This is a genomic window from Flavobacterium sp. FlaQc-30, assembly GCF_044005885.1.
Lineage (GTDB): Bacteria > Bacteroidota > Bacteroidia > Flavobacteriales > Flavobacteriaceae > Flavobacterium.
Genome location: NZ_JBIPCO010000010.1, coordinates 50,058 through 63,321 on the forward strand (window position 1 = coordinate 50,058; position 13,264 = coordinate 63,321).

Below are 13,264 nucleotides of genomic sequence, written 5' to 3' on the forward strand. Positions count from 1 at the left end.
GAATTGTTTGCTATATTTCACTCCAAACAACTCGCTTCACATAGTCAGTATAACTTAAAATTATACGAACCATTTTTTCAGAAACATTCGGCATTGAATAATCAGCAACTGGCCTGAAATTTCTTTCTTTTCCAGTTTTCTGATATTGCAATTGTACTAATCCTTGCATGATTCTTTCCGGACTTAGACCAACCATCATTACAGAAGTTTCTTCCATTGCTTCAGGTCTTTCGTGAGCATCCCTAATATTAAGAGCTCTAAAATTTAACACTGAAGACTCTTCTGAAATAGTTCCTGAATCTGATAAGACAGCAAAAGATTTCATTTGCAAAGCGTTATAATCATTAAAGCCTAATGGCTTTAAAAATTGTACGTTTTTATGCATTTGAATATTTTTTTTCTCAATCATATTTCTAGTACGAGGATGTGTACTTACAATAATTGGAAAATTGTATTTTTCAGCAATAAGATTCAGACTATCCATTAAGCCTTGAAAATTTTTCTCACTATTGATATTTTCTTCCCTATGTGACGAGACAACAAAAAACTCTCCATTTTTCAGGCCTAATCTTTCTAGAACATCAGAAGATTCTATTGATGGCAAATAGTGGTTTAAGACTTCAAACATTGGAGAACCTGTTTTGATAATGCGATCTGCAGGCAAACCTTCTCTCAATAAATATTCTCTAGCGATATCACTATAAGTCAAGTTAACATCAGAAACATGGTCAACAATTTTTCTATTTGTTTCTTCGGGAACTCGCTGATCAAAACAACGATTTCCAGCTTCCATGTGAAAAATCGGAATATGTCTTTTTTTTGCTGGAATTGCACAAAGACAGCTATTTGTATCTCCTAAAACTAAAAAAGCATCAGGGTTTTCTGTTTCTAATAAAGGATCAATTTTTATAAGTATTTGGCCTACAGTCTCTGTTGCTGTTGCTCCTGCAGCATTAAGAAAAAAATCAGGTTTACGTATTCCTAAATCATCAAAAAATATTTGATTTAGTTCGTAATCATAATTTTGACCTGTGTGAACAATTATATGTTCAATTGCATCTGAACTATCTAAAGCTGCCATAACTCTTGAAAGCCTAATAATTTCTGGTCTCGTACCGACCACAGTCATCACTTTTAATCTTGATTTCATTATCTATATATCTAGGATATTATTTCTTTTAATTATACGTTTTCAAAATAAGTATCAGGATCATTTGGATCATAAAATTCATTAATCCAAAAATTGGTATATAATACTTCTTCTCCTATATTTTTAATATTATGAGTATACCAAATTGGCATATCTACATATGATGGTTCATTCCCGTCGAGATAAAAATCTAAAACTTCATCTGTACCAATTCTACGTAATTGAATTAGTGCTTTTCCTTTAATAACAGCGAACCTTTCAATTTTTCTGGTATGATAATGATTCCCTCGAGTAATACCGGGCACCGTAGTTGAAAATGAAACTTGTCCGCCAACTCCTAATCGAATAATTTCTACGAATGACCCTCTAGGATCTGTATGCTCAACAAATTTTACAGGGAAATGGTTTTTAATATCCATGTAGCAACGAAATGTATTGAATAGATTCAACTCAAATAAAGTTTCTATACTTGGAATAATCCCTTTATCTTGATATTCTGATTTGTATTTTTCTAACAGAGCTAAAATTTGTGATACCTTACATTCTGAGGTATGCTGTACTAAAATTTCCGCCTTCCCTTTCTTGCTTCGGATTTCTGAAATAATTGCATTTACTAATTCTCCAACATAGATCAATTTTAGATCGCCATCGATATCAATAACTGGTTTATCATTGTGCGAAAGTTTATAGCAAAAAGTAGCAACCACAGAGTTGTAATTTGGCTGACCAAAAGGTCCAAAAACATTTGGAATAATCATTCCTGTAAATTGTCCTTCTGAGTTATTTGACCAATCGATCATTAATTCTCTGCCTTCTTTTTTAGATTTACCGTAAAGATTATCCCTTTCCTCTTGTGTTGATGAAGAAAAAAGTACATGAGATTTACTATTTGTTGCTTTAAGTGATTGAACTAGTTTCTGAACTAATCCTAGATTAGTGTCATAAATCACTTGAGGATCACTATGACGATTCATTGCTGCCAAATGTATTATAGCATCACATTCTGCAACAAATGCGTTCAATTTATTGTTATCATCAAAATATTCCTTTTGAAACTCAATTCGTGTAAACTCTTCTGGGAAAAGACCAATTGTATTATATAAATGTGTTCCAACAAATCCTGCCTGCCCAGTAATACCAACTTTTAACATTATTTGATTTTAAATTTTAAAATAATCAATATCGTATCGATATTCGTCTTTAATTTCTCCTAGTAAATAATCCGCCATTACGAGTAATTTAGAATTTAATTCTAAAGATTGAATACTGCTTACATATCCTTGCGGAATATGAAGTACATTTAATTTTTCAGAATCAATTAAATATGTAAAAACCTCCAAATTTAGCGATGGCTTTTCCCAGTTGTTGATTTTAATTAGTTGGATTTTAAATTTTCCACTGACAACAGAAAACCATCTTTGTTCTATCTGATGTCCTTGCCAACCTCTAATAAATTCTGGGCTCTCATTTTCTATAATATAAATCCTTTTGACCATAGAAGCATCAAAATCATTATTATATAATAATGTTCCTCGTGGGTCAGAATGACAATTTCCATTAATTAATTTTAGTTCCATTTTTTATTTACCCTGGCATTTGAGCAACATCTTCTCCGAAAACTTCTTTTCTGATTAATGGCAAAGTTGACAGCAGTTTTTTCATTCCTTCAACTCCCTGTTGTTCGGTATTATGCGAATGGTAATCCTCAATTAAAGAAATATCTTCTTCCCCTTCAGAAAAATACTGTGCATAATTTAGATCACGATTATCCGCTGGAATACGATAAAAATCTCCCATATCTTCCGCTTTTACCATCTCTTCACGAGTACATAAAGTTTCATACAATTTTTCGCCGTGACGTGTTCCTATAGTTTTCACCTCATTATCCGCATTACAGAGCTCCTTTAATGCTTGAGCTAGATCTCCAATCGTCCCTGCTGGTGCTTTATTTACGAATAAATCCCCTGGATTACCATTTTCAAAAGCAAACAAAACTAATTCTACAGCTTCATCTAATGACATCAAAAAACGTGTCATATTTGGGTCTGTAATAGTAATTGGATTATTCTCTTTTATTTGTTTTAAAAACAAAGGAATTACTGACCCTCTTGAAGCCATTACATTTCCATATCTTGTTAAGCAAACTGTAGTATCCGTTAAATTTCTAGAAGCCGCTACCGCTACTTTCTCCATCAGTGCTTTGGAAATCCCCATAGCATTTATTGGATATGCCGCTTTATCAGTACTTAAGCAAATTACTTTTTTCACTTTGTTGACCCCTGCTGCATCGATAACATTTTGCGTTCCAAAAACATTTGTTTTTGTTGCTTCTAACGGAAAAAACTCACAAGACGGAACCTGCTTTAATGCTGCAGCGTGAAATACATAATCTACACCTCTCATTGCACGTTCTACACTACTATAGTCACGAACATCGCCAATATAAAATTTTAACTTATCATTTTTCAATTGATTACGCATATCATCTTGTTTTTTCTCATCACGAGAAAAAATCCTGATTTCTTTAAAATGATCCGTATGTAAAAAACGATTTAATACTGCATGCCCAAAAGAGCCTGTTCCTCCTGTTATAAGAAGAATTTTATTTTGTATTTTCATTATTGATTTATTTTGAAAATCTTATTTTTTTCGATTTGAGTTGGATAATTAATCAAGACAGCTTTATAAGGTCCTTTAAAAACGAATAAACTTCCTGCAGCTACTCCAATAACACCATGTTTATCAATAATTTTTTCAATGTCATTCAAAGAACCTGCACCACCTAAAACTGTCATAGGCAGTGTTATTTTTTCTCTTACTTTATCTATTAAATCTAGATCATATCCTTTCATTTGTCCATCTCTATCAATAGAATTGATTACGATTTCGCCTGCTCCCAATTTCTGAGCCTCTTCTGCAAATTTAACAGGATTAATTCCTGTACTTTTTTTCCCGTTATGCGTGTATACTTCATAACCACCTAATAACTTCTTTTTAACATCTAACACTACAATGACGCTTTGTGCCCCTACACGATCAGATATCTCAGTAATTAAATTTGGATTTTGCAATACTGCCGAACTTAATGCTATTTTTTCGATGCCAAGGCTAAATATTCGTTGCGCTTGTTCTACTGTTTTTACACCGCCTCCATAACATAAAGGCATCATAGATTGACTAGCTAATCTCTCAATAAGACTATAATTAGGTTCTTTGCCCAATACTGTTGCATCAATATCAAAAACAGCTAGCTCATCAACTGCTTTTTCATTAAAAATTTTGACTGCATTAATCGGATCTCCAACATATTTAGGATTCTTAAAATTTATAGTTTTCACTAATCCATTTTCATGAACCAAAAGGCTTGGAATTATTCTAGGTCTAAGCATGTTTAGAGTTTTGCAAAATTATGTAGTAAGGTTTCACCATAATGATGGCTTTTTTCTGGGTGAAATTGAATTCCATAAACATTTTCATGATGCGCTGCACAAGCAAATTCTCCACCATAATCTGAGGTTGCCAAGACATCATTCTTATTATTACACTCAAAATAATAAGAATGTAAAAAATAAAACAAAGCATCTTTTTCTAATCCGTCAAATAATGGATTCGAAATTATTGGACTCACATCATTCCATCCCATATGTGGTAATCTTGTAACTTGCTTAATTTTTGTCTCATCAAATTTTCTAATCGAGGCATCAATCCATCCTAGCCCTGCCAATTTACCTTCATCACTTGAATTACCCATCATTTGCATTCCCACACAAATACCAATAACCGGTATTTTTTTTCCCATTACCAATTCATCTAATTTTTCACGCATACCAGATTTTATCAATTCTGACATAGCATGATCAAAATGACCAACTCCTGGTAGAATTATTTTTTGAACATTTTCTAAATCTGCAGCTACTTTGGCAATCTTAGTTGGTACATTAACTCTTTTATAAACATTTACAAAAGCATTAATATTTCCCACACCATAATCAACAATTGTTATCATCTGAATAATCTCTTTTCTAATCCAAGTTTCTGCATCATTTTTGCTCCAAAACCAATTAATTTTATTTTATTTTTATAATCATGAAAAGTTTTATTCTCTCCTTCAAAAATTTCTTTTAACTGTTGAGTAGTCAAATCTAATTTATCTGCAACATATTCAAACTCTTTTTGTAAAAAGTCTTCACTTAACTCGGGTCTTGAAACTCGATCTAAAGCTTCTTCTCTTGTCATTTGTCCTGTAAGAATTAAACTTGAGAAATGAGCTCTTCTTTTTTGAAAACCAAATTTTCTTGGCAACCAATAATCTTCATAAAAACGAGTAAATCTTGATTCGTGATGTTTATGTTGAAATGGTTCCCATCCAAATTTTTCAATCAATAGTTTTTCAACATCACTCTTAATATATGGAACTAAATTTAAGGGTTTAAAAACTTGCATTCCTAAAACATAACGGTAATAGAGTTTATAACTTAAAATATCTACAAGCGGAAAAGTTTTAAGTGGACGCTTACCAAATTTTGAATGAATATCTTTCACTAACATAGTGTCAATCCCTGGAAATCCCCCCCATTCTTCAGGTTCTCTACAACATTCTGTCGAAAAATTTCCACCTGTCAAAACATATTTAATTTTATTTTTCTTAGCAAATTTATAAAGCCCAGAAAAAAAGGCATAATCCTGAGGTAAATCCTGATCTGCAATTTGTGATTTAAGAAACGCAACCTGAAGATCTTTCATTTCTTCCCAGTTGATAACATCAGTATATAAATCTAAACCAAGACCATTACATAGTTTTTCGATGTTACCAACTGCTTTATCAGTATTCCAGCCTGCATCGACATGAAACAACAGAGGTCGCAAACCCATAATTTCTTTAGCTACATAGGCTACATAAGAGCTATCTAACCCTCCACTTAGTCCTATTATACAATCAAAATCACGATTTTTTCCATCTTTTTTAATTTTTTCAGCAGTTTTTAGTAATTCTGCCATGCCTTCATCTCCAGTCTTCCAGCTGGGAAGAATTTTGTTAATAAAATTTACATAGTAGTCACTTTCTCCTTTTTCATTAAATATAATATTTGGATCTGTTGTATCCATTATAGTTTTGGTACAGATTTGATAAGTTCTATTGTTTTTCATTTAATTTAAATAGTATCTAATTTGACTTTGTTTATTAGTGCCGAAAGGTTATTAAAAAATGACGCATGTTCTTCTATTTTTTTATCATCCCAATCCCACCATTGCATTTTTTCTAATTCATTAATTTCATTTTCATTAAATCTTTTTTTGATAAATTTAGCAGGGTTTCCTGCCCAAATTTCATAAGGTGGAATATCTTTTGTTACTATACTACCCATTCCGATAACCACCCCATTATTAATTGTAACACCTGCTTTTATCATTACATTATCTCCAATCCAAACATCATTTCCTACCTTGGTCATTGAGTCAAGAGGAAAACTATGTCTTGAAAATTTTTTTTTTAGATCATCTTTATTTGAATTAAAAACAGTAGAAATTGAAACCCAATCCATACTATGACTTGCTCCTCCTATCACTATATTCTTTCCAAAAGCACAAAATGATCCTATTTTAACATTTATGAGTGTATTATCATATCCAATATCACAATATTTACCAATGTCAACATTTACTAATTGACTTCCAGCATAAACTATTGACGTTTTATGTAAATTACTATTAGTTATTGCTCTAAGATGAAGTTTTTTAATAACTTTTGACAATATATATTCTAGTTTTCTAAACATTTCTAATAACTTTTAATTGCTCTTTTGGAAATATCACTGTAAGAAAAATATCTCAATCCTTTTTCTAATGCCTGTTTTGCCATTACATTATATTTATCGTAGCTTTCTAAAATATTATCTAAAACATTTTCAATTTCATTTACATCATCTTTATACAAAAACTCACAATTGCCACCAACATCAACATGTGTCATTCCTTGCCAATATTTAAACACTGATGGTGTTCCAACCCCAACGGCTTGTTCCCACAAAACAGAATGTGTCCCTGGGAAAACTACCAAGTCTGCAAACATTAAATGATCAACAATTCCATTTGAATTTTGCCATCCAGAATAAATCATGCAATCTGAGTTAAATAAACTATCAAAGTCATTTTTCATTTCTGTCGTTACTATCCCAAAAATTACAAGTTTTACATTTACTTTATTTAAATTACTAACTGCTTTCATCAATAAGTGAACATTTTTTTTTAAGTCTATCTTACCTCCCGTTACTATCACAAAATCAGATTCTTTAAAATTAAGCTTTTCAGCATAGTTTTTTTTCAATAAAACTCTATCCTTATTTTTAATCAAATCATCATCAATCCCCATCACTAAAAGTTCTATTTTTTTTGAGTTAATATTATAGACATCTCTCAAAAAATCAGATCTCAAAGGGGTTGTACCATAGAATTTCTGTACATAAGGACTGATTTTTTTTGCATAATATCTCCAAATCAATTTGTGAAATATATTCAATGAAATCCAAGTTTGAGCACTGTTAATATAATCTGTATGACAATCTACAAACATTATAACATTTCTGTTTTTTTTAACATAACTGATTACCTTTCTTACATCTAAAAAAGAAAAATCATGCATAAAAATTAGATCAGGTTTTTCTAATTCTAACAATTCTGAAATTCCATTATAAATTCTAACAAATTTATTAAATTTATAAAATGCTTTTTTGTAATCTACTCTTATTACTTTGTAACCATCTTCAGTTATTTTAGTCGATTCTTTTTCTAATAAGCATGGTTCCCCACTCGAGTTGAAAGATACTAAAGAAGCAATAACCGTTACTTCATGACCTTGCAAAACATGATACTTTGGCAACATATTTTCTTGATAAGAATAATTATCAATATAAAAGCTTGAAAGACAAAGATGTACAATTTTCATTTAATTAATTTTTATAATGTCTATATTCGGATTTTACAATAAACTTTTCAAAAACTTAAATTTAACAATTACATTTTTTTGAATGATTCGGTCGTTAGCTTATTTGAAAAACAAAGTAAGACGGCTATTAAATTCCAGTTATCTACACTTTGATATAAATTACCTGTCGTTAAAGAAATCCCATACGACAAAACAAATAAACTAAAAATCACAACAAAATACTTAGTATATCTTTTAAAAATTATAAATTTTACAAACAAATTAAAGATTATAAACAAGTATAGTATAAATCCAATCAATCCTGTAGCCATTAAAACTTCTACTATTGCATTATGAGGATAAGAAGAAGTTGAATCTAGAACAATTTTTTCTCCCCATATTGGAGATTTTTCAAACATAGAAATTGCTTCCATAAATAATTCATTTCTAGATTCTTTATCACCTGATTGTATATTTTCTTTAGTATTAATCATTCTTTCAATTATCCCTATTTCTATTCCTTCACTTGAAACCTTAATATAAAGCAATATACAAGCTAGAGTAATAAAAATAGATGTCATCAAAAAATTTAAAGAATACTTAAGTGAAAATTTTGCATATGAAAAATGAAAAAAAGAAATTAAAACAATTCCTAAAAAGGTAAACAAAAAGGGCCCTCTTGATGTACCGAGTATAAGATTTGCAAAACCAATAAACACAAATAAGCAAATTAGAAAAACAAATTTTTTAGAAATAGAATCCTTTAAAATCATTAAAAATGAGAGGCACAACAATACTAAGTATCCGCCATATAATCCAAACGAAATTGGATTGATAATTAATAATTCTTCATTTTCTCCTTTAATCTCAGCACGATTCATTAACATTTCAGGGCTAATTACCCATCCACTTTGAGAGAAATAAAAAAACATCATTAAAATATTTGTTAATGCAAGAACATAAAACATTAACATAAAAGTTTTTTTTAAATCAGCAAATTTAAAAGCTAATAGAATTGCTATTACTGGAAAAATAATACTGCCTATATAAAAGGAATAAATTTCAATTAAGCTTTGCTCTGTACTTACAGAAACAATTATTGTGTCCCAAAAAATCCTTAAAAAATAAAATCCAAAAAAACACAATAGAGGAATAGAAAATCTATTTATTGTAATTTTATCAAAATTTGTAAGACATAATACTAATATAACATACAGGGCTATCAATAAATTAAATGCTCTGTATGTCACATTAACCAAAGTTGAAGGTAGTCCTAAAACATTGGAAGTAATAGCAGATATTGGATAGGCAAAACATAAAAGCACAAACATTAACGCAGTTATAGTACCTAAAAAATTTTTAGATGTTATTTTTTTTACGGAAATCAATCTAAAATTATGTTAATTTCATACAAAGCTCTTTCATCCCATGAAAGTAAATTCTTCTCAGCATATATTTCTGCATTTTTAGAAAGCTCCTCTCTTAAGTAATCATTTTTCAATAACTTTAGTGTTGCATCAGCAATAACTGAAGGGTCATCATCTTTCAACTCAAAAAAAGCATTTTTATCAATTAAAGATAAAGAATCTGTGTCATTTAAAGCAATTACAGGTGTCCCTAGTTTCATTGATTCTAAAAACACATTCCCTAGATTTGAAGTATGATAAAGTGAGTAAGTAATTAATGATCTTTCTAAAACATAATGCACTTCTGAAATTGGCAGACCATCTATCAAGAAAACATCTTCTAATAAATCTGATTCTTTTATTAAGTTTTTTAGATATTTAATATAATTCTGATCATGGAATGATCCTATTATAAATGTTTTTGGTAATATTAAATCTTGTTTTTTTAAAATTGCCAAAGCTTGAACTAATAAATGTTGTCTTTTCCAATCATTAATTCGAGCAACATAAGACAGAAAAGAATTAGGTAATTCAATTTTTGGCTTTGTTGCGTTTTTTTTAATGTTTTGATCAACTCCATTCAGAGGAAAAAAAAATGGCAACTTTTTACTTCCTAACTTATCAAAAACAACATTCCCTTTTGTTCCATCATTTGTAATCAACAAACCTTTGCCAGCAAAAGCAAAACAAATATATTCTAATGGATGTTTCAAAAACAATTTTAATTTAGAGCTTTTGATTTCGTTAATTAAAAAACTACCATACAATCTTCGATAATCAGGAATTGAGGTTAATTTACCAATAATTGCAGTAAGACCAGCGAGAGATCCAAATCCGACAATTTGATTTATTTTTTCCTTATTTACTATTGAAATTCCTTTTATAATAACTTTTAAAAATAAGAATAAAGAAAATATTTTTTTTCTTGAATTAAAGTTAAAAGGATATATTACTATTTTATCAGTATATTTTTCTGGTATATTAAGAGATACATCACTCTTATCTACAAATAAAATTAAATGCAGTTTATCTACTCTTTTATCATTAAGAAGTCTTAAGAATACATTATTAAAGGCAGGCATCCCTTTAGAAATTTCAACGCCTTCATAAAAAAAAGCATATGCTCCTGTCCATACTCCAGTAATTCCTAAAATATTTTGTTTTTTAATCGGCTCTTGTTCCATAATAATTTAAATTTTTTAGTTTATTATGTACATTAAAAGCGAAATCATTTAGCCAAATATAAAATTTATTATTAAAATATCCTTTGTAGTCTAGATAACTCTTAAGAGGTGCATTCATCATATTATCAAACTCATCCTCAGTCATTCCGATTTTTTTCATAAAATATTCCTTGTCATCATCTCTCATTTGCAAATCCTTATATGCATCTTTTCGCAAATCTTCAATAGCTTCTTCTCTAGACATTTCGCCAGCGCAAATCAAATTAGAATGATGTGCCTTTCTTTTATCAATATTAAACTTTTTAGGTTGAATATATGCTTGAGTAAATCTAGTATAGATTGATTCATAATGTTTTCCACCATAATAAATCCATCCTAAATCATCTTGAATTAACTTCATTCCTTTTTCTTTTGAAAAATCTACATAATTAAGAATATTAATTACTGATATTTTTTTTATTAATTTATAATAAAAAAAATCATATATAGACGTATGGGGAAATGATTTTAGTTTTGCTTTTCCAAATTGTCTATGAACATTTTTAATCAATAGCCAATCTCTTTGAGCAACTCCTTCAGACCATCTAGGAGACATGATATGTTCCGAAGAACTGTTTGAGCCATTAATAATATATTTCACATTATTCTTTGCAGCAATTTTATTTAATATAGAAATTATACCATGATCGGTTGGCACTTCCATACCAGGAATAGATGCTTTTAAAAATGAAAATTGTAAATCTTTAAACTCTTGCCAATCTATTACGTAAGTAAATAAATCTATATCTAATTTTTGTAAAGTTTTTTGAATATTTGAAACTGCAAGCTCTGAATTCCATCCATTGTCTAAATGAACTGCCAATGGTCTTAGACCTCTTTTTTTCACTTCATAAGCCACGTAAGTACTGTCTACTCCACCACTTACACCTATTATGCAATCATACTTTTTATTAGCACCAGCAGCTTTAATCTCATCTATTACTTTTTTTAACTGCAATTCCTTATCTTCAGTATATTTAAAATCTTTTTCTAAATAATCATTACAATAATTACAATTTCCACTTTCATCGAATACTATATTTGGATCTGTAGAATCCATTACACAACGATTACAAACCACAATATTATCTATTTTATTAATATTCATATAAATTATTTATTAAACTGACTTTGTATTTCTTTCCAATTTGGATAACTTATCAAAACTGCTCTATGTATTCCTTGAAAAACAAACATACTACCGGCAGCGACTCCAGAAGCATTTCCCTCGTTAATAGCTTGAGCCAAATCAACTTCACTTTTCGCTCCTCCACATGCTATAACAGGAATCGTAACTTTATCCGAAATTGTCTTAATTAGTGGTATATCATAACCTGAAAAAGTACCATCTCTATCTATTGAATTTAAAAAAATCTCACCCGCTCCCATATTTTCCATATTTTTTGCAAATTCAACAACATCTATCCCAGTATTTTTTTGCCCATTCAATCCAAAGACTTTGTATTGTCCCCAAATATTCTTCTTTACATCTATAGAAACGACCGTACTTGAACTTCCAAAACGAGTCGCAGTCTCTGTAATTAAATTTGGTTTATTAATCGCACTACTATTAAAAATTACTTTTTCTACTCCTTGATATAGTATGTTTTTAACTTCTTCGATTGAGCTAATACCTCCACCATATGAAAGAGGCATAAAAGCTTCTCCAGCAATTTCGGTAATCATTTTAATATTTGGTGCTTTCTTTTCTTTTGAAGCAGAAATATCTAAAATTACAATTTCATCAACTTCTTTTTCATTAAAAATCTTAACTGCATTAATTGGGTCACCAACATACTTATGATTTTTAAATTTAATGGATTTAACTAATCCGCCATCTTTAATCAGTAATACAGGAATTACACGCTTCATTAATAATTATTTACAAAATTACTATATAATTTCATGCCAAATTTATGGCTTTTTTCAGGGTGAAACTGGACTCCTAATATGTTATCTCTTTCTACCCCCGAAACAAAAGGATATCCATAAGTTGTTTGAAAAAGGGCATCATTGGCATTATCACAAACCATATGATAACTGTGTACAAAATAGAATCTTGGATCCACATCAAATCCTAAAGTAAGCTTACTATCCTTTACAGAGGTAACTTCATTCCAACCCATATGTGGAATTTTATCTATAGCCCCTAATTTTGATTTATCAAATTTAAGAACTTTACCCTTAATCCAACCTAAACCAGGAGTTTCTGCACCTTCTTCACTTACATCCATTAATAACTGAGCTCCAAGACATACTCCTAAAACTGGTGTATGGTCTATTAATACTTTTTCTTCAAGTACAGAAAAATAATCCATACTTCTAAGCTTTTTAATACTATATTCAAATGATCCAACTCCTGGCAGTATTAATTTATCTGCCTTCGATATCTCATCGATATCTGATGATATAATCGAATTAGAACCAACCTTCTTAAGCATGTTTTTTATTGAAGTAAGATTTCCAATACCATAATCTATTATTGTAACCATTAAAAAAAAAAATAAATATTATTAAACACTTAAAAATAAATGTGATCAAAAAATATTAACAGATAAAAAAG

Annotated in this window: 14 protein-coding genes; all 14 read right to left on the reverse strand. The window is 29.7% G+C overall.

Annotated features, from left to right (window positions below; all coding sequences use genetic code 11):
- Nucleotides 1-10: 10 nt before the first annotated feature.
- The gene (gene wecB / locus ACHRV0_RS19685) at nucleotides 11-1,150 is read right to left on the reverse strand and encodes a non-hydrolyzing UDP-N-acetylglucosamine 2-epimerase (protein ID WP_395442177.1); all 1,140 of its coding nucleotides are present in this window, start codon (nucleotides 1,148-1,150) and stop codon (nucleotides 11-13) included.
- 32 nt (nucleotides 1,151-1,182) lie between these two features.
- Nucleotides 1,183-2,301: an NAD-dependent epimerase/dehydratase family protein gene (locus tag ACHRV0_RS19690; protein WP_395442178.1), complete on the reverse strand. Its 1,119-nt coding sequence runs from the start codon at nucleotides 2,299-2,301 to the stop codon at nucleotides 1,183-1,185.
- A 9-nt stretch (nucleotides 2,302-2,310) separates the two neighbouring features.
- Nucleotides 2,311-2,727, reverse strand: coding sequence for a WxcM-like domain-containing protein (locus ACHRV0_RS19695; protein WP_395442179.1), 417 nt, complete (start codon nucleotides 2,725-2,727; stop codon nucleotides 2,311-2,313).
- Nucleotides 2,728-2,734: 7 nt separating this feature from the next.
- Nucleotides 2,735-3,769, reverse strand: coding sequence for a polysaccharide biosynthesis protein (locus ACHRV0_RS19700; RefSeq protein ID WP_395442180.1), 1,035 nt, complete (start codon nucleotides 3,767-3,769; stop codon nucleotides 2,735-2,737).
- Nucleotides 3,769-4,539, reverse strand: a complete 771-nt coding sequence (locus ACHRV0_RS19705; protein ID WP_281922716.1) for an AglZ/HisF2 family acetamidino modification protein — start codon at nucleotides 4,537-4,539, stop codon at nucleotides 3,769-3,771. The genes ACHRV0_RS19700 and ACHRV0_RS19705 overlap by 1 nt, the downstream gene beginning before the upstream one ends.
- A 2-nt stretch (nucleotides 4,540-4,541) precedes the next feature.
- The gene (hisH, locus tag ACHRV0_RS19710; protein WP_395442181.1) at nucleotides 4,542-5,156 is read right to left on the reverse strand and encodes an imidazole glycerol phosphate synthase subunit HisH; all 615 of its coding nucleotides are present in this window, start codon (nucleotides 5,154-5,156) and stop codon (nucleotides 4,542-4,544) included.
- Entirely contained in the window at nucleotides 5,153-6,298 is a 1,146-nt protein-coding gene (locus ACHRV0_RS19715; protein ID WP_395442182.1) for an N-acetyl sugar amidotransferase, read from the reverse strand. Before ACHRV0_RS19715 ends, hisH (ACHRV0_RS19710) begins: the two co-directional genes overlap by 4 nt.
- Before the next feature lie 5 nt (nucleotides 6,299-6,303).
- The gene (locus ACHRV0_RS19720) at nucleotides 6,304-6,927 is read right to left on the reverse strand and encodes a CatB-related O-acetyltransferase (RefSeq protein WP_281922720.1); all 624 of its coding nucleotides are present in this window, start codon (nucleotides 6,925-6,927) and stop codon (nucleotides 6,304-6,306) included.
- Between the two features lie 2 nt (nucleotides 6,928-6,929).
- Entirely contained in the window at nucleotides 6,930-8,093 is a 1,164-nt protein-coding gene (locus ACHRV0_RS19725) for a glycosyltransferase (RefSeq protein WP_395442183.1), read from the reverse strand.
- 68 nt (nucleotides 8,094-8,161) lie between these two features.
- Nucleotides 8,162-9,460: an O-antigen ligase family protein gene (locus ACHRV0_RS19730; protein WP_395442185.1), complete on the reverse strand. Its 1,299-nt coding sequence runs from the start codon at nucleotides 9,458-9,460 to the stop codon at nucleotides 8,162-8,164.
- Nucleotides 9,457-10,662: a glycosyltransferase family 4 protein gene (locus ACHRV0_RS19735; protein WP_395442187.1), complete on the reverse strand. Its 1,206-nt coding sequence runs from the start codon at nucleotides 10,660-10,662 to the stop codon at nucleotides 9,457-9,459. The genes ACHRV0_RS19730 and ACHRV0_RS19735 overlap by 4 nt, the downstream gene beginning before the upstream one ends.
- The gene (locus tag ACHRV0_RS19740) at nucleotides 10,643-11,809 is read right to left on the reverse strand and encodes an N-acetyl sugar amidotransferase (RefSeq protein ID WP_395442188.1); all 1,167 of its coding nucleotides are present in this window, start codon (nucleotides 11,807-11,809) and stop codon (nucleotides 10,643-10,645) included. Before ACHRV0_RS19740 ends, ACHRV0_RS19735 begins: the two co-directional genes overlap by 20 nt.
- A gap of 5 nt (nucleotides 11,810-11,814) precedes the next feature.
- The gene (locus ACHRV0_RS19745; protein WP_281922727.1) at nucleotides 11,815-12,573 is read right to left on the reverse strand and encodes an AglZ/HisF2 family acetamidino modification protein; all 759 of its coding nucleotides are present in this window, start codon (nucleotides 12,571-12,573) and stop codon (nucleotides 11,815-11,817) included.
- On the reverse strand, nucleotides 12,573-13,193 hold the full coding sequence (gene hisH / locus ACHRV0_RS19750) for an imidazole glycerol phosphate synthase subunit HisH (protein WP_395442189.1): 621 nt from the start codon (nucleotides 13,191-13,193) through the stop codon (nucleotides 12,573-12,575). The genes ACHRV0_RS19745 and hisH (ACHRV0_RS19750) overlap by 1 nt, the downstream gene beginning before the upstream one ends.
- Nucleotides 13,194-13,264: the final 71 nt, after the last annotated feature.

What these genes read in the sequence shown, in the direction of transcription:
- ACHRV0_RS19720 (WP_281922720.1), bottom strand. Translation starts at nt 6,927, where the DNA reads ATGTTTAGAAAACTAGAATATATATTGTCAAAAGTTATTAAAAAACTT.
- ACHRV0_RS19690 (WP_395442178.1), bottom strand. Translation starts at nt 2,301, where the DNA reads ATGTTAAAAGTTGGTATTACTGGGCAGGCAGGATTTGTTGGAACACAT.
- ACHRV0_RS19695 (WP_395442179.1), bottom strand. Translation starts at nt 2,727, where the DNA reads ATGGAACTAAAATTAATTAATGGAAATTGTCATTCTGACCCACGAGGA.
- ACHRV0_RS19700 (WP_395442180.1), bottom strand. Translation starts at nt 3,769, where the DNA reads ATGAAAATACAAAATAAAATTCTTCTTATAACAGGAGGAACAGGCTCT.
- ACHRV0_RS19745 (WP_281922727.1), bottom strand. Translation starts at nt 12,573, where the DNA reads ATGAAGCGTGTAATTCCTGTATTACTGATTAAAGATGGCGGATTAGTT.
- ACHRV0_RS19705 (WP_281922716.1), bottom strand. Translation starts at nt 4,539, where the DNA reads ATGCTTAGACCTAGAATAATTCCAAGCCTTTTGGTTCATGAAAATGGA.
- ACHRV0_RS19725 (WP_395442183.1), bottom strand. Translation starts at nt 8,093, where the DNA reads ATGAAAATTGTACATCTTTGTCTTTCAAGCTTTTATATTGATAATTAT.
- ACHRV0_RS19735 (WP_395442187.1), bottom strand. Translation starts at nt 10,662, where the DNA reads ATGGAACAAGAGCCGATTAAAAAACAAAATATTTTAGGAATTACTGGA.
- ACHRV0_RS19715 (WP_395442182.1), bottom strand. Translation starts at nt 6,298, where the DNA reads ATGAAAAACAATAGAACTTATCAAATCTGTACCAAAACTATAATGGAT.
- wecB (WP_395442177.1), bottom strand. Translation starts at nt 1,150, where the DNA reads ATGAAATCAAGATTAAAAGTGATGACTGTGGTCGGTACGAGACCAGAA.
- ACHRV0_RS19740 (WP_395442188.1), bottom strand. Translation starts at nt 11,809, where the DNA reads ATGAATATTAATAAAATAGATAATATTGTGGTTTGTAATCGTTGTGTA.
- hisH (WP_395442189.1), bottom strand. Translation starts at nt 13,193, where the DNA reads ATGGTTACAATAATAGATTATGGTATTGGAAATCTTACTTCAATAAAA.
- hisH (WP_395442181.1), bottom strand. Translation starts at nt 5,156, where the DNA reads ATGATAACAATTGTTGATTATGGTGTGGGAAATATTAATGCTTTTGTA.